We start from the raw sequence: 22,307 nt of genomic DNA on the forward strand, positions 1-22,307 counted from the left end.
AAATACTATTTTAGGTGTTTTGTAATTTTAAATTAGAGCTCGTTTTCCCCATGTTTAGTATGGGAACCAGATGTTTAAAGTGCTCTTATGAGCACTTTATTTATTTCAGTATTAAAAATCATTCTGGCATGAAAGAAGAGTGATGTTCAACTATTAACCAATCAGTATTTTGTTTATAGTACACAAATGTGAATCTGGCTTTGACTTGGCTACTATCTTTAAAAGTAAAATCATAGATACCTGAATGAATTACGGTATCAGAAAATATTCTTATATTACTTTCTGCTAGCGCTGCTTGAGGAGATCGAGTTAAAAAATCCATGAAATAAGCTTCATATTCGCTTCGGTTACATCGCACTTTGTTACTCAATGTCGGTAAAAAAATGGCATTATTTGCATAGAGTTTACTAACAGTTTTGGCATTGCCACTTTGCAAGGCTAAATTCCATCGCTTAAAGAGTGTTAGGACTTCTTGTTGGTTCAAGTTATCTCCTTAATAACAGGTATTGTCGATTTTTATGTTGACCGGGTTACTATTTTTCAAATATTAATCTTTTTGCTGCTTGAGGGGATCTTAAAACATTTTTACCATCAAAAACGTGCTGACCATTTACCCAAGTGCCTGCAATGCTCGCACTAAACTGATGATTCAAAAAAGGTGACCATTTACAATGATAGAGCAGCGAGTCTAGTGATACCGAAGTTGGTTGTTCAAAATCAACTAATACTAAATCGGCATAATACCCTTCACGAATATAGCCTCTGTCTTTTATTGCATATCGTATTGCTGGGTTATGTGCTGTTTTTTCTACAACTTGCTCTAAACTCATTACTTCGCGTTTAACCTGATCTAATAAACTTAATAAAGCATGTTGTACTAAAGGTAAACCTGCTGGGGCTTGTGAGTAAGCGACCTGTTTTTCAGTCCAAGTATGAGGGGCATGATCGGTTGCAATAATATCTATACGACCATCGTTTAATGCTGCTAACAATGCTTGGCGGTCGCTTTCTTTTTTTATGGCAGGATTACATTTTATTTGGTTACCTAAACGGCTGTAATCTTTGTCAGAAAACCATAAATGATGGACACATGCTTCTGCTGTAATGGCTTTGCCATTGATTGCGCCAGGTGTGAATAATTCAAGCTCTTTTGCAGTTGTGATATGCAGTACGTGTAATTGACTGCCGCAACGTTTTGCTAGGTTAACAGCATAAGATGATGATGCATAACAGGCCTCATCATCACGAATAATAGGGTGATCTTGCATTACGATGTCGCGATTGTGTAAATCAATACGCGCTTGATTTTTTGCAATCACAGGACCGCTTTCACAATGGGTGACAATTAAAGTAGGTGACTCTTTAAAAATATTTTCTAGTGCGGTTTCATTTTCTACGAGTAAATCACCTGTAGATGCACCCATAAATACTTTCACTCCACAATGTTTAGTGGGGTCTAAGCGCTGAATTTGAGCAAGGTTATCTTCGGTAGCACCAAGATAAAATGAGTAATTACCTAAGCTGTTATTTGCGGCGATATCAAACTTTGCTTCTAACGCTTCAATGCTGGTGGTTGCGGGAGTGACATTAGGCATTTCCATAAAGCTTGTTATACCACCTGCAACAGCTGCTTTAGACTCACTGGCTATTGTGCCTTTATGTGTTAAACCTGGTTCACGAAAATGTACTTGATCGTCTATCATTCCTGGCAATAAATACTTGCCTTGAGCATCGATACAAGGCTCGTTATTATTGGGTGAAATGTTAGAGGCTACTTTATGTATGCGGTCTCCTTTTAATTGAACATCTACGATAAGTGTTTTACCTTCGTTAACTACATGGGCGTTCTTAATTAGCATTATTACTCCTGCTTATTTTATTAAACTAAATCTGTCCTTTTGACTTAACTGAAATGGCTGCATACATCACTTAAAATGGTATTGATACACCCAGAGTGGAAGCTATAAAATGTCCGTTAATCATTTTATAGCTTTGCTGTGAGCATGAATTAATTGGTAAATAACGCGTATTTATTTGTTGTAATACTACTCTTGCCAAGCAGGGAACGGATCTGCGAGTGTTTCCCAATAATGGCGACCACGTAAGACTTCTTCTTCAGTTAATAAACAGTCATCTAGTGCTTGCGAAAACGCTTTTTGATCCAGATTTTGGCCGATGAAAACTAATTCTTGTCGCATATCACCAAACGGTTCAACCCATTGAGATTCAATTGACTCTAAATATTCAGGCTCAGTTGGCCAACTCTCTTTTGGCACTGCTTTCCAAAACATGCCTGAAAAGCCATAACGTGCCATGCCGCCTGCTTGTGACCATTGACCTGCGAATTCTGGACGAGTTGCTAACCAAAAGTAGCCTTTTGAACGTAATAATTTGCCAAACGAGCGGGTGTTATGTACAACATCATAAAATTTTTGAGGATTGAAAGGACGTCGCGCTAGGTAGCTAAAGCTGGAAATGCCATATTCCTCAGTTTCTGGCACATGTTCTGAGCGCATTTCTTTTAACCAGCCAGGTGCTTGCTGTGCGCGCTCAAAGTCGAATAAGTTAGTCCCTAAAATATCATCGACGGGAACATTGCCATGGGAGATAGGCAGGATACGCGCTTCAGTATTCAGTGTTCTTAAAATCGCGATGAGTTTTTCAATATGGCTGTCAGCAACTAAGTCTGTTTTGCTGATCAAAATGACATCGGCAAATTCTACTTGATCGATTAATAAATCAGCGACACTGCGTTCGTCTTCTTCGCCTAAGGATTCACCGGCTTCTTCTAAACTTTTAGCTTCTTCATAATCTTTTAGAAAATTAATGGCATCAACAACAGTTACCATAGTATCAAGCTTGGCAACATCACCAAGAGATACACCATCTTCATCAGCAAACGTAAATGTTTCAGCGACGGGAAGGGGCTCAGAAATACCTGTTGATTCAATCATTAAATAGTCAAACTGGCCATTTTTAGCGAGGTCATTTACCTCAATGAGTAAATCTTCACGCAATGTGCAGCAAATACAGCCATTGCTCATTTCTACTAACTTTTCTTCACTGCGATTAAATGAAACATCATTTTTAACTTGGCTCGCATCTATGTTGATTTCGCTCATGTCATTTACAATAACAGCGACTTTTTTACCTTGTCGGTTATTGAGAATATGACTGAGGACGGTGGTTTTACCAGCGCCTAAAAAGCCTGATAACACGGTGACGGGTAATCGTGTAGTTTGGTTCATTAAATTGCCTTACTTTCTGCATTTTTGTGATATGTTATATTATAACAAAAGTATAATAAAGTAATTGCTACGTATTTAATCCTGAAATAAATGAACATGTATTTACTGTTCTCGAGAATAATATTAACGAAATGACAGGTAATAGATTTACTGTTTATACTTGATTGTTGTTATAGTATAACATTACAATGCATAGTGTAACCGTCACTAAAATCATTTAAGGTATTTTATATGAGCGCATTAGTTATGCAGAAACCAGAAGAGAGCGCGCAACTTATACGTCGCTCAGCTACCTCTGATACACCTAATATCCTGTCTGAAATTTATCAAGATGACGTAAATATCGCTATTTGGCAAAATGGATTATCTGTACAAACACAAGATGAAGCGAAACAGTTAATTTTCGATGAAGGTAAATTAAATCTAGAAATTGCAGCAGGACCAAATGATGTGATAACGCAATTGGTTAGTAAGCATGAAGGTCTAAGTAATACAGAACATTTAAATCAGCACATACAAAAGTTGGTTGATATGTTCTGTACTTTATTCGAATTAAAACGTGCAGGCATTCGTTTAAGTATTTTAGATCAAGCCATGTGCCCAAAATTTCATGTTGATAAAATCCCTTGTCGTTTAGTTTCAACATTTTCTGGCCCTGCAACACAATGGATTGCTCATCAAGATGTTGTTTATTCTAAACTTGGTAAAGCAAGCTTCAATGTCAGTGATGATATGTCAGGTATTTATACTGATGTACTGCATATACAAACAATGCGAACTGGTGATGTAGCACTACTAAAAGGCAGTAATTGGCAAAATAATGAAATGTCAGGCCTTGTTCATAGATCGCCTCAACAAACTGAGAACGAAAAAAGATTAGTGATAACACTTGATTTTATCGATTAAAAACCTTTTAAGCAGACTTTTGATATGAATTATTCAATTGTCATTATCTGTGCAAAAAAGAGCAGGTTAAAACCTGCTAAATCCACTCCATAATTAACTATAAGAATCAGTACTATGAAGATAAGAAAATCGCTTAGCTTAGCGATATTACTGCCTTTTGTTTTAATTTCAGGGGCACATGCTTCTGCTATTAAGCAAACTAAAGGTGATTTTGAAGATAAATTCCGTCAACTAGAAGAAGTTTTACCCACACCTAATGCATACAGAAACGCGGCAGGTGAGCCCGGAGAACGTTATTGGCAACAAAAAGTTGATTACAAAATTAAAGTCTCTCTTGATGAAGAAAAGCGTCGTCTTTCAGCTAGCCAAAAAGTGACCTACCAAAATAACTCTCCTTATAAATTAAAGTACCTTTGGGTGCAGCTTGATCAAAATATCTTTAAAGAAGACTCTATTGCAAATCGTGCCAATAACTTTGCAGGTATCGGTCGCCGTGGTCCTATGACTAAAGCGGGCGATAAAGAAACACCAGCTAAATTGAGTTTAGGTGAACTACGTCGTCAGCAATTTATGGCTGATAACGAATTAGGTTATGAGATTAGCGAAATAACTGATAGCCGCGGTAAAAACCTAGACTTTACAGTCGTTGGTACGCAAATGCGTATTGATTTACCACAACCTTTAAAATCAGGTAAAAAAGTAAAATTTAATATCGATTTTGCTTTTAATATTGTTGAAGAAGATGCTGTTTCTGCACGTTCTGGTTATGAGCACTTTCCAAAAGATCCACGTGAAGGCGGTAACGATATTTTCTTACTGGCACAGTGGTTCCCTAGATTACATGCTTACACCGATTATGAAGCTTGGACGAATAAAGAATTCTTAGGCCGTGGTGAGTTTACGTTAGAATTTGGCGACTACGAAGTTGAAATTGACGTACCTGCTGATCACATCGTAAGTGCGACTGGTGTGCTGACAAATCCTAAGTCTGTATTAACTTCAACACAGCGTAAACGTTTAGAGAAAGCAAAAACTGCAAAACGTCCAGTGTTTGTTATTACTGAAGAAGAAGCATTAGAAAACGAAAAAGCAGGTACAACTAAGCGTAAAACTTGGAAGTTTAAAGCTGAAAATGTGCGTGATTTTGCATGGGGTTCTTCGCGTAAATTTATGTGGGATGCAAAAGGTTATAAGCAAGGTGGTGACGATATGCCACATGTTATGGCTATGTCATTTTACCCTAAAGAAGGTGGTGATTTATGGAAAAAATATTCAACAGAATCTGTGATCCATACAATGGAAGTATATTCACGTTTTTCATTTGATTACCCTTATCCAACTGCACAATCAGTTAACGGTCCTGTAGGCGGCATGGAATATCCAATGATCACCTTTAATGGCCCGCGTACTGAGCTGCAAGATGATGGCACGCGTACTTATTCTCAAGCTGAAAAGCGTTTCTTAATTGGTGTAATTATTCATGAAATTGGTCATATTTACTTTCCAATGATTGTAAATTCAGATGAGCGCCAATGGACCTGGATGGACGAAGGTTTAAATAGCTTCTTAGATGGTGTTGCCGGTCGTGAATGGGATCCAACTATTCCTTGGGGTGTAGAGCCTCGTGATATCGTAGGTTACATGAAGTCTGAGCAGCAAGTGCCAATTATGACTCAATCAGATAGTGTATTACGCTTAGGTCCTAATGCGTATACTAAACCTGCTGCTGCCCTAAATATTTTACGTGAAGTAATTTTAGGTCGTGAGCTGTTTGATTTCGCATTTCAAGAATATTCAGAGCGTTGGAAATTTAAACGCCCAACACCATCAGATTTTTTCCGTACTATGGAAGAAGCATCAGGTGTTGATTTAGATTGGTTCTGGCGTGGTTGGTTCTACTCAACAGATCATGTAGATATCTCAATCGATAAAGTATATAAATTACGTTTAGATACGCATAATCCAGACATCGATTTTGCACGTCTACGTGATATTGAAAATGACAAACCATCGTCGTTATTTGTTGAGCGTAATAAAGCTGAAGGCAAAAAATTATGGATAGATCAAAATCCTGATATTACAGACTTTTATGATACTAACGATAGATTTACAGTTACAAATAAAGAGCGTAATAAGTATCAGAAATTCTTAAAAGATCTTAAACCTTGGGAGCGTAAAACACTTGAGCGTGCAGTTGCTGAAGATAACAACTATTACGTACTTGAGTTTTCAAACCTAGGTGGTCTAGTGATGCCTATTATACTTGAGCTTAGTTATGCTGATGGGACTAAAGAATCTCAGTATATACCTGCAGAGATCTGGCGTCGTACACCTAAACATGTGCGTAAGCTGATAGTAACAGATAAAAGCAAAACCCTTGTAGATGTCACTGTTGATCCAGGTTGGGAAACAGCTGATGTAGATGTAGAAAATAACCATTACCCACGTCGTATTATTCCTTCTCGTGTAGAAGCTTATAAAGCTAAAAAACGTTCTGGTAAAGTTCATCGCGATATCATGCAAGATATCAAAACAGAACTTAAAAAAGACGAAGACGATAAAGAAAAACAAGATAAAGGTAACTAAAATTGAAACAGCTTACTTCTATAATAGCTGTTGTTCTTATGCTGATTGCGAACCTAGCGTTCGCACATCAGCAAAAAGCAGCTGAAACAACTGTTTTATTTAATAAAAAGTCTCATAAGCTTGAAGTGATGCATCGCTTTTATTTACATGATACTGAACATGCAGTTCAGCATTTATTTAATAAAGATGCGGATATTTTAAATTCAAAAGATACGCAAAAATCGTTTGCTAATTATGTTGCTAAGCAATTTTTAGCACGTGATTTAGCTAACAATGCATTACCTTTAAGTGATATTGGTTTTGAAGTTGAAGGCAAGTTTTTTTGGGTGTATCAAGAAACAGCTCTGCCTGACAACATTAAAGGTATCAAGTTATTTAATGGTACTTTACGCTCTCTTTGGCCAACTCAAATTAATATGGTCAATATAGAAGGCAAAGGCAATATACGTACTTTGTATTTTTCTGAAAATAAAGATTGGCTTACAGCTAAATTTTAGTTTTCAATCGGGTGCTGCTCATCAAGAGCAGTACTTTTATCATGGAGAAACTAAATGGAAGCTATCGTAGTGATAGTGGGCTTTTTAGGTGCAGGTAAAACGACCTTACTTAAAAAGCTAGTCGAAAGTGCATTTGAGCGTGATTGGAGCCCATTTGTAATTTTAAATGATTATGAAAGTGCCAGTCTTGATGCCGCTCAATTAAGTCATAAAATAAACCCTAATTTTTTAAAAGCCCTCAATGGGAGTTGTATTTGTTGCAGTGGGATCACTGAATTACGAGAGTCAGTTAATCGCATTCAAACACGTGATAATGGTATAACGTTTATAGAAGCCAATGGTACTACTGATGCTTGTTCATTAATGGGCTTTTTAGGTGTGGGTATCAACCAGCGTTTTTTATCGCCAATTCAGCTATCTGTTGTTGATGTTAAAAATTGGCAGCAACGCGGCGAGCATAATGAACTTGAAGCTAATCAAATCCAAGTATCATCGATTATTGTGCTTACTCATGAAGATAAAGTTGCTGAACAACGCATTACAGATGTAAAGCAGCATCTAAAAACACTTAATCCTAACGCAACGATTTTAACATCAGACATGTTAAATATTGAGATGCTACCAGAAGCGAGTCCATCTCATAATCAAGCTGATAAATTAGAGCATCATAAAGCACATTGGGCATCGAGTTCGACTGACTTACCGCCATTGCCTGATTACATATGTGTCAAAGATATATGTGAAGCTTTACCTAGTTCTATTTTACGTATTAAAGGTTGTACTAAAATAGCCAACGAGCCTCACTATACGTATTTTGAACGTTGTCCTGATGGTGAAGTTTATGTTAGACCCTATAAAGGTGAACCTACAACGGGTGCTAAGTTATTAACTATAGGACCTGGAAGTGATAAAGCACTCTTAGAGCGTGTGATAAATCAAGCTCTTAAACAATCAAGTAAGCGCTAATTTAAAAAGCAGGTATTACTCATTAAGTGTTCATCTCGATACCTGCTCAAAAGCTCTATTTTCGCTGGTCTTGAATAAAGACCAGATATAGTATATTAATTTAAACCCTCTCCATTTTTTATATTCTCAAGTTTTTCCTTTTTCTTGTATTTAGATGGGTTAATTTAATTGATTTGTAAATATGATTTTATTTTTAACTTTATTAAATAAAAACAATGAATTAAAGTTAGTTTCTGATTTTGGTATTTATCAGGCGCAATAATCAAGAGAGAGATAATGAAATTTAGAAAATTAAAAATATTTAGTGCAATCATCTTTATGTTTACAAATAACCTCATGGCAACAGCTGGTTACGCTGATGAAACTGATGATTTAATCAAAAAAATAATGATTGAACGAAGTATTCCCGGGCTTCAATTAGCGATAGTGAAAAATGGGAAAATAATTAAGTCTCAAGCCTATGGTCAATCGAATATACAGCATTCAGTTAAAGTAACAGAAGAAACACTATTCCCAATTAATTCAATGACAAAGTTATTTGTAGGGGTTGCTGTTATGCAACTTGTAGAACTAAATAAATTGACGCTAGAAGATGAAATTGGAAAGCATTTACCTGAATTACCTTCATCATGGCATCATATTAAAATTAAACAGTTATTTGCCCATACATCTGGTTTGCCAAATATTTTAAGTGGCAGACATGTTGATTTAATTGCTAGTAATGATCCTGATGCTGCTTGGCAAAAAGTACAAACTAAACCATTTAAATTTAGATCCAATTCTCAGTTTCAATATAATCAAACCGGTTATGTTATTTTAGGCAAGCTGATTAATAAACTAGCAAATCAAAGCTTTACCGATTTCATTATTGAGTATCAACTTGTAAAAATTGGTATGCCATTAACTAAGCAAGCTGGCTTTGCGTATTTAGAAGATGTCATAACTAATCAAGCAAACCAATATAGATTTAGACAAAATGGGAAATTACGTAATGAGTTTGCTGAATTTGCACCATTAATGAGAGCTGCCGCAGGTATGAGTGCCAATGCTAATGAACTTGCTAAATATACGATAGCATTACAAAGTGGTGCGATATTAAATGAATCCAGTTTAAATGATTTATGGGATCCAATTGTATTGAATAACGGTCGTACTGCGGGTTTCAGTTCATTTGAAAATGGTTACGCTATTGGTTGGCAAGTGGAAAATAGAAAAGCACATAGAGGTGTCAGTGCCAGTGGAGCAAACGCTAATACACTTATGGTTTATCCTGATGATGATTTATCTATTATTATACTGACTAATTTATTAGGGGCATTGCCGATACAATTTGTTGATGAGATAGCAAGTATCTATATTCCTGACATGAAAAAAGAAAATGGCTGGCAAGTACCTTTTGAAGTACTTAAAGCGGAAGCGGCTAATAACGCTTTTGAAAATATAGTGCAAATAACATCTAAGATAGAAGCACAGTTTGGCGTTTTTTTTAATGTAGGTGAAATAAATCACTGGGGATACGAGCTCATAAACCAAAAAAATTATGAAGGAGCATTAGCTGTATTTACCTTAAATACAATTTTAAATCCTGATGTTACAAATACATTTGACAGCCTAGGTGAAACCTATTTTGCGATGAAACAATACAAAAATGCATTGGTTAATTATGAAAAAGTACTTGATCTAGACCCAAGTAATCGTTGGGCCAATAAGCAAATAAAGGCAATTAACCAAGCCTATAAATAATATTGTAAATTAAAAAACACTCATTTATAGCGAGGCATATATCACCGATATGTATTATTGGTGATATTCACCACTTATATGTGATGAACTTCAAAAGTTTCTATTTACTATTTTTAATGTCTTTAAAGCATTAAAGTGTAATGCTCAAAGGTTGTAATTTTGTCATAACCCAATTGCTTATAAAGTGCTTGGGCTTGATGATTATCAACTGCTGTACACAGTTTTAATGAATGGGCATGAGTATTGATAGCATATGCTGTTGCCGCATTCATGAGTGATTTCCCCACTTTTAATTGACGAAAATCAGGTGATACAAACAAGTCATTTAAAATCCACATTTTTTGCATCGCAGTGGATGAAAATGCAGGGTACAGTTGTACAAACCCAACAGCTTTTTTATTTATTTCAGCGAATAAAATGACCGAATCTTTATTATCTAACCGTGCTTTGATAAAAGCAGTCGCCTTTTGTAAATCCGCCTGTTTTTTGTAGAAAAGTCGATATTGCTCAAATAATTGGGTAATAGCATCAAGCTCATTGATGGTTGCATGTTTAATTGAAGTCATAATCCAGATCCATTATTGGGTTTGATTATGAGTATCGGCTATTTTCAGTGATGCTGATACAACCAGCCTTTATAAGTTTGCTAGACCAGTTATCGATAGCTTTTCTAAATATGACACAGTCATCAGCACAATTATCAACTTAGTCAGCCTAAAGGCCAACCTACAAAACCGAATATAAAACTCAAATGTAGCATTGTACTCGTAGGAGAGGCTTTAGCCTTTCAAGGGTTAACACAAAAACAAAATTCCATAATTTTTATTTTTTTGTAGCACAGTTATCAACTTAGTCAGCCTAAAGGCCAACCTACAAAATCGAATATAAAACTCAAATGTAGCATTGAACTCGGAAGGGAGGCTTTAGCCTTTCAAGGATTAACACAGAAACAAAATTCCATAATTTTTATTTTTTTGTAGCACAGTTATCAACTTAGTCAGCCTAAAGGCCAACCTACAAAACCGAATATAAAACTCAAATGTAGCATTGAACTCATAGGAGAGGCTAAAGCCTTTCAAGGGTTAGCTCAGAAACAAAATTTCATCATTTTTATTTTTTTGTAGCACAGTTTTCAACTTAGTCAGCCTAAAGGGCAACCTATACAACCGAATATAAAACTCAAATGTAGCATTGAACTCGTAGGAGAGGCTTTAGCCTTTCAAGGGTTAACACAGAAAAAAATTCCATAGTTTTTCTTTGTTGTAGTACAGTTATTAACTTAGTCAGCTTAAAGGCCAACCTACAAAAAATACTGAGATGAATGATATATCTTCTAACTAGGTGGCCAGAATTACTGTACCACTACAATTCTGTCACGTTAGTGATTATTAAACTTTAGATGTTTTTTGTATTTATTTTAGACATAAAAAAAGCCCGAAAGGGCTTTTTTGAAAATTCATATCAACCGTCACCGATATGAGCAATGTAGCAAGTAATAAGGGTTGATCATCGACAGCTTAGTATCAAGGGGCGATAGTTACTAAGCTATCAATGATCTTACTGTTTTACGTTCTGTTTAACGTCTTACAGGGTTCTTTTTTATCTAAAATAAGCTTGGCTTCCTGCCAATATGTCGTCCTTGGGTCTGAGGTTAGGTACTGTGTTTCGTTGAGAATGATTATCAATTAGAATTTATTTTAAGTCAATATATAAATGATAATTATTTGCATTTATATGTTGCTGCTTAATTAATATAACTAGGTAGTAATTTCATCATGTTAATTTTTTAGAAATAGTGCTCAACCAATTACGAGCCTCTTCTTCACTACCCACATCATGTAAAATAACTTCGCCCTGATCATTAAATTGATCTTGCCACAATAATGCACCTATCGCTTTCATATGATCTTTTGATTTTATAGTTGCGACAAATCGAAGGTTCGTATCTGCAATGAGCCGAGGAAACTGCACATCCTTGATATATTCTTGAATGCTAGGAGAAAACACTCCAATAGTCATATCAGCTTTCACAATTACTTTTTCAACAGGGTAAATTAAAAATATATCATATATTTTTTGAAGAATTGTAAGAATAATATCATCATGATCTTCTGGATTATATTCTAACCATTCATGGATAAGGAGTTCATTTTCTTTTTCATAGTAAATTTTTATTATGTTTTTAACTTCATATAATAACATCTAATCTAACTCCCTGAACTTTATGTATATACACTAAATAAGTGAAATCATTCCCTGAATTATCGTTATTAAGGTTAAGTAAATTATGGTTTCATTTACAATAGTAAACATTAGTCAATGATATATATAAAGTAAATAACACAGACATTTATCCTAATTATTGTCTATATTGCTAGGTCACGTATTATTGTATTAGGAAGGAAACCTCTTGTTTCTCTCTAATAATTTGACCATTTATTTTGCTAGATAGCCATAATGTTATCAGTTTTATGTTTTTGTCTTGCTCTCGAATATTAAAGGTGATCAAAGGGCCATAATCATCAATAGAACCATCGTTATCAAAATCCCATTCCCATGATTCAACTGGGTCCACGCCCTGTTTTTCTATAACATTATTAGCATCTATGGAAATTATACTTCCTAGGCTTAACTCACCTGTAATTAACATTTTTGCGTAAAGGTTTCTTTCATAGGTGTTATATAATTCGTTGGCAATAAAGAGAGAGAAATTGTCTTGGTCGTTATCTGCTAAGTTAGGTTTTCGAAGCGCCTGCTTTCGAATAGATTTATTCTGCTTATTAAGTAAATCTCTAATACTCCAGACTTTACCGTTAGTTGCTAAAGCGAGTTTTATATAATCATCGTTTTGAGTTTCAATAAATGTTTTTAAAACAGTGTGAATTGTGATGTTTTTTTCATTAGCAAGCGTAATTAAATTATCTAAATCAATGTTCTCTACAACATCACGCCCCTCATCTGTAAATAAGATAATGTGAGAGTCTTTGATGAAGGGATCCATAACGATATGTTTAATTGCAATTAAGCCATCTTCTACACCCCCCTTGCTATTAGCGTATTTAATCCTCGAAAACACATCATCACTATTACCTTCTAAGATAAACTCGGTTTGATTAGTAAAAGAGAAAAGGTTGATGTTTTCAGTCAAAGTAGGGTGGGCAGCGCTATGTTCTTTGATACTTAATATACTGTGGGCAATTGCGCTATTGTATCTAGACATAGATCCGGAAGTATCGAGCATAATATTTAATCTTGAGGTTATTTGGGCAGTAGTGGAAACACTCATTAACAAACAAATCAAAATAGCTGTAAATTTTATTTTCATTTTAAATCCCTTATAAAATAAAATGTTAAATATCGCTTTCGTGCTTTAATACATCAGTTATAGTTTAAATGTATATAATTTCACACTGCTAAGAAAGTAATAAATTGTAAGATTTTGAAGAACTATTAGCACTTTTCAATGAATGGTTTATATTTATTTCAGGCAAAAAAAAAGCCCGAAAGGGCTTTTTTGAGAATTCATATCAACCGTCACCGATATGAGCAATGTAGCAAGTAATAATAGCAAGTAATTGGGTTGATCATCGATAGCCAGTATCAAGGGGCGATAGTTACTAAGCTATCAATGATCTTACAGTTTAACGTTCTGTTTAACGTCTTACAGGGTTCTTTCTTTTTATCTAAAATAAGCCTGGCTTCCTGCCAATATTTCGTCCTTGTGGTCTGAGGTTAGGTACTGCGTTTCGTTGAGAATGATTATCAATTAGATCTATTGCTGTGTCAATACTTAAATGATAATTATTTTCATTTATTTGGTGGTTCTATTTTTACTAAATTAGCTAGAGGCTTTAAATTGCTATAGATGTTGTAACTTTATAACCCTATCAAGATAAATCTGATTTATAAAAAAGTCTTTTGGATTACAAATTAGTGTTGTTTATTTTAAAGGGTGCTCTTGCGACATATACGGCGATCAGGTTTTATTTTGTTAATCAAATCTGACAGTCGTAAATGTCCTTTAGGTTGGATCTCGATTTAAACTAATGAGACACTTTCAGCACTTGTGATCTGCTCACCATTCCAAATAAGTGCGAAGTGTGTGCTTTGAATTATTTCTTGTACATTTTTTGGTGTAAGCATCGCCCAGCAAATCGCACCTTCATTTCTAACACTGTTGTATTTGATGGTTTCTATGCCTGCATTTCTGAGTTTGTTACCTAACTGTCTAGCATCCGTATAGTTTTGTTTATCATATACGGGATCTGTTATATTTAAATTCGTTAAGTCGTGAAGTTTTCCCTCATTAAACTTAACTTTAAGCCCTCTAAGGACGATCCGATCATAATGTAACCCAGAAACTTTACTAAAATAGTTTTGTTGATGGTGAGTGACTTCAGCCAATGCTGTTTCCATGCTATCAGCAACATATAGTACACCAACATCCCCATAAGAAAACCTAGAGCCATCTGGATTGATATGAGTAAAAGGAGCTGTAGCGTATGAACATCCAGTAATACCAAATGGAATATCATTTTGATTAACCAGCCCAAGATCCCCTATTTCAGCTTTCAACCTTGGGTTTGTTAATGACTGTAGTAAAAACAGATCTTGAAATTCATCCGAATCTGCTACATCATCAAACATGTCTATTGTTGGATACTTTGAGTTTATTAACCTATAACCAATTAACACTATCGTTATTACTCCACTACCATTGTGCACCTCTCATAGCGTCAATTCTCTTGAATGTTTCATATAAAGAACCAAAGCTACCAGTTGCAATTACATCTAACGGTTTTTTACCGTTAAAAAATTCATTATTATTTTCAAAACCCATAAAACCATAAACATTCTCAGGGTTATCAAACACAAGCCTTAACGCTTGATGCATATTTAATAGATACGATAAACGCTCTATTTGGTCATTATTGAGGTTTGCCCTAGTAGGGTCTTTTTTTACATTGAAATAGGTAGCCCTACCTAGCTGTAGAATATTAATCGCTTGGTCAGTACTAGCCCCCCATTTATCTAAAATATTCAATGAAGCTTTCAAACCCGCTGTAGCTGCTTTTTTAATGTCAGCCTTTTCAGTATTTTTATTTTGTGATGTTTTCATTTTATCCGCCTTCTTCAACTTAAACTGAGCCTAAAGTTCAAGTTAAATAAAGTCCATAATTGAACTATAAATCAATAATAGTCTAAAATGATACTTTTTGAAATGATTTTTGTAAATATATTATTAAGCAGCATCAGAACTTCAATCACTATTTCTAAGGTTATAAGCAGAGAGTGAAATTTGATCTAAATACGAGACTGTTGATGAATAACGTATAGATTTTAAGGTGGAAGCCTGATCACTTAAGGAGTGTGGGCCAGGCGGTAATTTCACTTAATGACCGCCTTTGAAAGAAGCAGACCTTTTTTTATTCATGAATGGTGACTTTGAGCCTATTGCAGTCATTATACTTAGTGACTTTTTTAGTATGATTGGAAATAAATACTGAACAGTAAATAAGTTAACGTTGATTGTTAACTTTTGAATTTTTCCATAAATAACTTCATTACATTAGAATCATCGCACGGCTTGATATTTTGTAGCGCAGCTTTTGTCTTGTTGATAAAAAATAAAAATAATTGCATACGAATATATATATATCGATATAACTGTCGCATATAAATTACAAAGCATGGAGTAAACTTTTTAGGCCTCTGTATTTGATGTTATGTTTCTCTAAGCTATTTAATTTTAGTAACTTATTTTAAATTTATATTAAGAGATCTTACACTGAAAAGTGTTTAAATTTCATGCAAATGTTAACCCGCTATGTGTAGCGCTAATTTATTTGTGAAATAGGTATGTATTAGCAGTGCATTGATTGATACCTCAATGATTCTTAAATATTTTATAAAATAACAGACTTAGTGCTAATTATGCATGACATTAAGTCGGTTATTTGCTTTTAAGTATAATTTGATTTTGCTAGCTTATTATTAATAAACCCATTTTATTATCTGTTTTTATAAAACAATAAATAGATTAACAAGTGGGTTGATCATTCATATATTAAAACTGATAGCTTAAAGTTGCTTTATAGTTACGGCCTAACTCACCAGGATCATTGGCTTCACTGGCTGGTGCTCTAAGGTACCTTTCATTAGTTATATTATCTATTCCAATAACGAAACCTAAACCAGATAACTTGCCATTTGGAGAATAACTAACATTTAAATTAAATAATTCGTAAGAGTCAGTACCATAGCCCGCATTTAAATATTGTTCCGGTAATCTATCTTGCTTTGCATAAGCTAATATCTGACCACCAATATTAAGACTCTCAAACAGCTGATAATTTAAGTTGATTGATAATTTGTCTGCAGGGGCATCAGCATAAGGCTGCTTTTGATAATCTATACTACCTAAGAAAAAGTTAGGCATACCTTTAACATCCATATTCATTGATGAGTATCCAAGATAAGCATCAAATTTACCTAGTTGGTAATTAAGCTCTAATTCAATTCCTTTATTAATTAATAATCCGATATTTTTAGCACTGTAATCTCTATGTGTTGCTACAGGTATTCCATTTTCAGGTAGAGGGCCTGGAGAACCTTGTATCTTATCGCCATCATCATTAATGTAATACATAAAAGGTACGTTATTGATGTAATTATCGATTTCATTGTCGAAATAAATCGCTTTGAAGCTTAAGTAATCTGAAAAGAGCGTATCTTGCCAAGATAATCCAAATCCAACTTCATAGTTTTTAGATGTCTCAGGTTTTAAATTAGGCTGAGGTTCTGAATAGCAAATTTTACCGCCTATATGACAACGCCATTCATCTTTTTTATAAAGCTCTTGTACAGAAGGTGCTCTAAATGCTTCAGCATATTTTAAATAAACATTTAAAAAGTCAGTGGTTTTAATTGTTAACCCGAGTTCTTTAGAAAGTGAACCATCATCATTATTACTATAATCTACAAACTTATTACTACTACGCTTATAAGTATCATAACGAATTCCTGCAGTAGATAATAAATGACCATCAAAAAATTCAGCTTGATCAATTATTGAAAAAGATAAGCTTTTGGCATCACTATCACCATAATAGGTGTTGATATTGTCATCGGTATACTCTGACTGTGTAAAGCTTTCGCTTTCATAATTAAATTCAGTGGCTAAACGGTGGTTTATAAAGCTTTCAAGTTCAGTTAAATTTGCAATTCTTATTCCAGTTCTTTTAGTCGCACCCTCACTTATTTTGTCAAAACTGATTTGATTACCACGACGCTCTATGTAACCTCTGGTTTCTTCTTGATAGTTTTTCTTTGAGTAAACAAGTTGAACATCAAGGTCTATCAAAGGACTATCTGGTTGGTAAGTATAATTTGTCATAGCTTCAATATAGTCATTTTGATAATCTTCAGCTAAGGTTGGGTAATTAATTGCGTGAGATTGGCGTTGTCCGTAGGGTTGGTCAATAGATTTCGTATCACTCCAATCTAATTTACTTTGCAAACTATGCATAGGTGAAAAATGCCAAGTGTTTTTAAATGTTAAGTTTATTCTCTCAGAGCTATTTTTAATTTTATCTAATAATGCAACAGGTTCTATATCGTCTGGTGTTACAAAGTCACTTTTATTTTTAGCAACGACATCAATATCTGAAAATGTGATTTTGCTTGCATGAAATACGGTATCTAATTGATCTGTTAAGCTAAATAGTGAACCTGAAAACTTAGTCGAGTCAGATGCCGATTGATACATACTAGATGCAAGCGCGCCAAAACCATTTTCACCAAATAAGTAATCACTAGCATCTTTTGTCACTAAGCGAATGCTACCACCAATTGCACCAGAGCCCACAGTAAGTGAATCTGCACCTCGTAATACTTGAACTTGTTTTAACTGAGCAGGATCTACACCTAAACTATTAATGCTGGCAATATTGCTTGTACCATCAGACTCTGTTTTTCGCTTTACATTATCAACCGAAATATGAATTCTTTCTCCGTACAATCCTCTTATCACAGGTTGCCCTGATAATGGGGTTACGCTTCCGTTAATATCGACACCAGGCAAGTCTTTTAAGATATTAATGAGTTCGGATTGCTGTTTTCGAGCGATTTCTTTTTCATTGATGACAGAGATTGAAGAAGCGACATCTTGATTTAATAAACTAATCTTATGACCAAAAACTTCAATATTCTCCAATTCTTTCCTATCAGTTTTAGCCTCCTCCTCAGCAGCAAGAGGGGTGCCATAAATAGCCGAAAACATAGCTATAAAAAGAGCGGATTGTTTCATTTCCATTTGATTAACCTTATCTTAATATAAATGATAATCATTATCACTTTAGTGTTGCGGCGGTAGAGTAAATGAACTAAAATAATTTTGCAATAAGTTATTTCATTTTGATCTAAGATCTTAATTTATTGTTATTAATGATAATTAATTATTTTAAACGAGGAAAAATAAATTGAATTTGTTATTTTCAAAAAAAATCATGTTCCTGATAATTTTAATCTTTAGCTGCGATAGCTTTGCCAAATCAACTATATTTGGTGATGGTGCTGATATGTCAAAGAAAGTAAAGATTTCAGAAATGTTGAACTCACCAGAAAAATATAAAAATGAGGCGGCCACGATAACAGGTTCAATAGTTAAAGTTTGCAAAAAACGCGGATGTTGGATGGAGCTCGCGTCAGATAAAAAATATCAAACTTTAACTATAAAAGTTCCTGATGGAAAAATGGTTTTCCCTATGAGTGCAATGGGAAAGACAGCTTTTGCTACCGGAACACTTAATAGTATGAAATTAAATTTAGCGAAAACTCGTGATTATTTAGCCCACAAAGCAAAAGAAAACCAAACTGAATTTGATCCTTCTACAATAACTCAAGCGATGACAGTTTATCGATTCTCTCCAATAGGTGTAACGATTGTTGATTAAAAAAACTGGTATTAATTGGTTTAAGTTAAATAGAGCGTTACATCGAGATATTGGTTATTTTTGTATTGGAATGACTTTAGTTTTTGCAATTTCTGGGATCGCCTTAAATCATATCAATGATTGGAATTCTAATTATTCAGTCACTCAAAAAAGCTATAATATTTCACTCGTTAGTAAAGATATTGAATCTAAAAAATTTGAATCTTGGCTCTTAAATGAGCTAAAAATCTCAATAGGTATCAAAGCTAGGTTCTGGCAAGATTCTAATATATATAAGTTATTTTATGAAAATGGCTCAATTACAATCAATAAAAATCTAGAAACGGTTATTGTTGAACAAATAAAACCTAGAGTGCTACTAAGAAGCTTAAATTTTTTACATTTAAATGAAGCAAAAAAAGCTTGGGTATACTTTTCTGATTTTTACGCGCTCATGTTAATCTTTTTATCAATTTCAGCACTTTTCATGGTTAAAGGTAAATATAGTGCTTTTAAACATAGGGGCTGTCTTGTACTTATTGGTTTAGCCACTCCGGCAGGGTTTGTGATATTTTATGCCTCCTAAATTGGCTTAATGATTATGTGTGTAAAGCAGAGTAAGTAAATATTTATAGTATTAATTTCACATTAATTAAGTTTATTATTCTAAATAAATTGGGCTTTATGAACTAGCGTCAATGCTTATAAGACTTAGGATTGACGCTATTATTTTGAACTTGTTAATTTAACGATTAAACTTATTAGGAATATAAGGCAATCGTTTACGTAACGTCAGTGGCTCTCCGTCTGAATCGGCAACAACAGTTACTTCAAACCAGGCATCGTGATCTAAGTCTTTTTCAGATATTTTGAAGTCATGTGTGAGTTTTTGCTCTTCATAAGGTTTGATATCTACCTTTTGTTGGAATGTTTGCTTTTTAAGGCCATGGTATAAATCAAAGGTAATTATGCCGTTGGTTTCACCTGCAAATGGTCCATTTAATAAAGCGGTTATTTCTAATGCATCATTTTCGAATTCTGCATTAATTTGTGGTAATTCAAACCCACGATATTGCTTGGTTTTTTGGCTTACTTGTTGCGTTAATTGCGTGCCTTGCCAGTTGTAGTCCAAATCTGCAGTCACAGTTTTACCTTTTGATAGTAAATCAGAAGGGATCTGTACATTTAACTTTTCGCCAGGTTTTACATCAATATGTATTGATTTTGATTGTTGGCTATTAACGTTAAAACTAATATTACCTTTGATCAGAGACTTACTATGATTGGTGATAATAGCATATTCTTTTAATTCACTTGCACTTGAACCTAACCAATCAACTTGTAATTGAATGCCTGAAAGCTCAGCTTTCGCTTCATTTAAATTAATTTTATCGGTACTTGAGGCATCTAACATTAGTTGCCCTAATAATGCTTCTACTTGTGCTATTTTTTTATCAGCGGTCGTTGGAGTTAAAGCTGCTTGGTTTAAAATATCAAAAGCTTTACGCCACGAATTAGGTGTGTTTTTACCAGCTTTAAAGCTAGCGCGTGCAAAACGATTAGCTAATTTATCGCCTTTAAATCCCCAGGCATTAGCTGCTGTGGTTTGGTTGTAATTTGGCATATTTGGATTTAAATCACGACCATCATCCATATGCGGCGTAATGCCATGTTGATTATCATTTGAAACCAAACCAAAAGAGCGGTTTATTAAATCACTATGTTGTTGTTCTGTGATTGGCTCAACAATTTCAAATGTATCAGCGTTAGCTGTTTTTAAGGAAACAACAAGAGATGTTTTCTTAAATTGAACAGATACACCGAGTTTAGGCTCAATTTGGTTTTTCAAACTGCTAATCATGTTTGCAGGTAAAGCGATTTCTTTTGCGCTAACGCCAAAATTACTACCATCAATAATTAAAGTTTTGGCTTCCTGTACTTCGATACGTAATTGTTGATCTAAATCGGTATTGCCGTCTTTCCAGCTACGATAATGTTTTTTAGATTCGATGTTTTCTGGGGTTGGTTGAGTACCAAAAGACATACCGATAATACCTTGCTGTAATGTGTCTTTTTGGTATTGCAGTTCGTAACCTAAAGTGGGTTCATCAACGCCACGTTGTATGTCTAATAAAAGATCGCTCTTATCTGGCATTGGGAAGTCTGTTTTAAATGGCTTATAAACAGGTGTTTGCGCAGGTGTCATATTAAAACCTAAACGCTGTGGCGCGTAGTCATAACTGGACTTCCTTTTATAATACATATTGCCATCCATTTCCCATTGACCGCCGCTGGCAACTTCATGCGTTTCATCAATATTTGCAACCCAAGTTGTAAACTGTGTTTCAAGTTTTTCCCAGTCAGGCACTATGCTCTGTAAGATTTTAAGAGATTCTGAACGGCTATCCGTTTGTTGTCTCATGACTTCTTGATGATAAATTTTTAAGTATTGAGAGTACTCTGGATTGTTAAACATAAATTGTACAAATAATACATTTAGACCGCGGTCAAACTTAGGGCGGTTATGTATATCTACTATGCTAGGTTTTTCTTTTTGATAAGTACTTAAACCCCAGCTCATCATATCGAAAATTGGCACATCATGACCAAAAACAGTTAATTGCTTTTTCTCACTGTCAAAAACATGGTTTGCAGTTGAATCACCTAAACCTTCACCATGCCAAGAGGGTGTCCAAGGGTAGTTACCTAAAGCCATTTGGTATGAATGCATTGTTTCATGAATAGAAATATATCTTTGATGCTGTGGACGCTCAGTTGGGAAGCTATAACCAACCCAGTTATAATACATGGCTTCGCCACCTGCGGTATGATGTATACCACGATTGAAACCATCATCAAACATGGCATCACGTAATTTGTCGTTGCTGGTTGCATAGGTAGATGCAATCCGTTGTTGGTCTATATTAGGTGGCTCCATGCCAAAAAACTCAACATAATAAGGGTAAGATAACTCTAATAACTCAAGAAAGAACTTCGCTTTTTTTGCTGGATAATCAGTTTTTAAAGCAAAGTGTTTACTTACATACCATTCAAAACCTACCGTGTTTTCGACCTTTCCATGACTAAAAGTAAATGGTATCTGTTTGCCAACATAAGCCACATCAATATGTTTTATGGTAGATACACGTGCATTGGTACTCACATCTGCAACCATTTGGGATGGTTTAGGTATGGCTTGCACAACTGATAAAGTTTGGTTGCTAACAACTGGGTTTGTTTTTTCAACTAAAGGTGCACGATCTTGTGCACATGCGCCAAGAAACATGGCGGTAAATAGTAAACTGAGTTTTTTGTTCATTGGATAATCCCTACTAAGCACAAGTTAATTTATTGTTTGTTTGGGGATATTCTCATATAAAAATAGGTATATTGTATACATTTATTTCTCGTTAAATGCATTTCTTTAG

Annotated in this window: 17 protein-coding genes; 7 read left to right on the forward strand and 10 right to left on the reverse strand. The window is 34.6% G+C overall.

Going from position 1 to position 22,307, the window contains the following annotated elements:
- Window positions 1-118 precede the first annotated feature (118 nt).
- The 3 genes from KO527_RS22630 to zigA form a co-directional block, all read right to left on the reverse strand.
- Window positions 119-484, reverse strand: a complete 366-nt coding sequence (locus KO527_RS22630; protein ID WP_216042515.1) for an SgcJ/EcaC family oxidoreductase — start codon at window positions 482-484, stop codon at window positions 119-121.
- A 49-nt stretch (window positions 485-533) separates the two neighbouring features.
- The gene (locus tag KO527_RS22635) at window positions 534-1,859 is read right to left on the reverse strand and encodes a dihydroorotase (RefSeq protein ID WP_216042516.1); all 1,326 of its coding nucleotides are present in this window, start codon (window positions 1,857-1,859) and stop codon (window positions 534-536) included.
- Between the two features lie 186 nt (window positions 1,860-2,045).
- On the reverse strand, window positions 2,046-3,248 hold the full coding sequence (zigA, locus tag KO527_RS22640) for a zinc metallochaperone GTPase ZigA (RefSeq protein ID WP_216042517.1): 1,203 nt from the start codon (window positions 3,246-3,248) through the stop codon (window positions 2,046-2,048).
- Window positions 3,249-3,479: 231 nt separating this feature from the next.
- Between zigA and KO527_RS22645 the strand changes: the two genes are divergently transcribed.
- The 5 genes from KO527_RS22645 to KO527_RS22665 all read left to right on the forward strand — a co-directional run bounded on the left by KO527_RS22645 (window position 3,480) and on the right by KO527_RS22665 (window position 9,946).
- Window positions 3,480-4,154: a DUF1826 domain-containing protein gene (locus tag KO527_RS22645; RefSeq protein ID WP_216042518.1), complete on the forward strand. Its 675-nt coding sequence runs from the start codon at window positions 3,480-3,482 to the stop codon at window positions 4,152-4,154.
- Between the two features lie 114 nt (window positions 4,155-4,268).
- Window positions 4,269-6,740: a M1 family metallopeptidase gene (locus KO527_RS22650; protein WP_216042519.1), complete on the forward strand. Its 2,472-nt coding sequence runs from the start codon at window positions 4,269-4,271 to the stop codon at window positions 6,738-6,740.
- Window positions 6,741-6,778: 38 nt separating this feature from the next.
- Window positions 6,779-7,237 (forward strand): DUF6702 family protein, encoded by a 459-nt coding sequence (locus KO527_RS22655; protein ID WP_216042598.1) that lies wholly within the window; start codon window positions 6,779-6,781, stop codon window positions 7,235-7,237.
- A 54-nt stretch (window positions 7,238-7,291) separates the two neighbouring features.
- Window positions 7,292-8,203: a GTP-binding protein gene (locus KO527_RS22660; protein WP_216042520.1), complete on the forward strand. Its 912-nt coding sequence runs from the start codon at window positions 7,292-7,294 to the stop codon at window positions 8,201-8,203.
- Between the two features lie 276 nt (window positions 8,204-8,479).
- Window positions 8,480-9,946 (forward strand): serine hydrolase, encoded by a 1,467-nt coding sequence (locus KO527_RS22665; protein ID WP_216042521.1) that lies wholly within the window; start codon window positions 8,480-8,482, stop codon window positions 9,944-9,946.
- A gap of 122 nt (window positions 9,947-10,068) precedes the next feature.
- On the opposite strand, the gene KO527_RS22670 is transcribed toward KO527_RS22665, so the two are convergent.
- The 6 genes from KO527_RS22670 to KO527_RS22695 all read right to left on the reverse strand — a co-directional run bounded on the left by KO527_RS22670 (window position 10,069) and on the right by KO527_RS22695 (window position 18,260).
- Window positions 10,069-10,512, reverse strand: coding sequence for a GNAT family N-acetyltransferase (locus KO527_RS22670; protein ID WP_216042522.1), 444 nt, complete (start codon window positions 10,510-10,512; stop codon window positions 10,069-10,071).
- A gap of 1,207 nt (window positions 10,513-11,719) precedes the next feature.
- The gene (locus KO527_RS22675) at window positions 11,720-12,148 is read right to left on the reverse strand and encodes a hypothetical protein (RefSeq protein ID WP_216042523.1); all 429 of its coding nucleotides are present in this window, start codon (window positions 12,146-12,148) and stop codon (window positions 11,720-11,722) included.
- A gap of 184 nt (window positions 12,149-12,332) precedes the next feature.
- A complete protein-coding gene (locus tag KO527_RS22680) occupies window positions 12,333-13,271 on the reverse strand; it encodes a hypothetical protein (protein ID WP_216042524.1) in 939 nt (312 codons plus the stop codon).
- 713 nt (window positions 13,272-13,984) lie between these two features.
- On the reverse strand, window positions 13,985-14,641 hold the full coding sequence (locus tag KO527_RS22685; RefSeq protein WP_354668650.1) for an RES family NAD+ phosphorylase: 657 nt from the start codon (window positions 14,639-14,641) through the stop codon (window positions 13,985-13,987).
- Between the two features lie 16 nt (window positions 14,642-14,657).
- Entirely contained in the window at window positions 14,658-15,065 is a 408-nt protein-coding gene (locus KO527_RS22690) for an MbcA/ParS/Xre antitoxin family protein (RefSeq protein ID WP_216042525.1), read from the reverse strand.
- 948 nt (window positions 15,066-16,013) lie between these two features.
- Window positions 16,014-18,260 carry a TonB-dependent receptor gene (locus KO527_RS22695; RefSeq protein WP_252733991.1) on the reverse strand — a complete coding sequence of 749 codons (2,247 nt, stop codon included), beginning with the start codon at window positions 18,258-18,260 and terminating at the stop codon, window positions 16,014-16,016.
- 166 nt (window positions 18,261-18,426) lie between these two features.
- Here KO527_RS22695 and KO527_RS22700 point away from each other — a divergent pair, with 166 nt between their 5' ends.
- Window positions 18,427-18,900 (forward strand): DUF4920 domain-containing protein, encoded by a 474-nt coding sequence (locus tag KO527_RS22700; RefSeq protein WP_216042526.1) that lies wholly within the window; start codon window positions 18,427-18,429, stop codon window positions 18,898-18,900.
- Window positions 18,890-19,465, forward strand: coding sequence for a PepSY-associated TM helix domain-containing protein (locus KO527_RS22705; protein ID WP_216042527.1), 576 nt, complete (start codon window positions 18,890-18,892; stop codon window positions 19,463-19,465). Before KO527_RS22700 ends, KO527_RS22705 begins: the two co-directional genes overlap by 11 nt.
- 159 nt (window positions 19,466-19,624) lie before the next feature.
- Here the strand turns inward: KO527_RS22705 and KO527_RS22710 are convergent, their stop codons facing one another.
- The gene (locus KO527_RS22710; RefSeq protein ID WP_216042528.1) at window positions 19,625-22,198 is read right to left on the reverse strand and encodes a hypothetical protein; all 2,574 of its coding nucleotides are present in this window, start codon (window positions 22,196-22,198) and stop codon (window positions 19,625-19,627) included.
- Between the last annotated feature and the right edge of the window lie 109 nt (window positions 22,199-22,307).

Source organism: Pseudoalteromonas sp. C2R02, from assembly GCF_018860845.1.
In the GTDB taxonomy this organism is placed as follows: Bacteria; Pseudomonadota; Gammaproteobacteria; order Enterobacterales; family Alteromonadaceae; genus Pseudoalteromonas.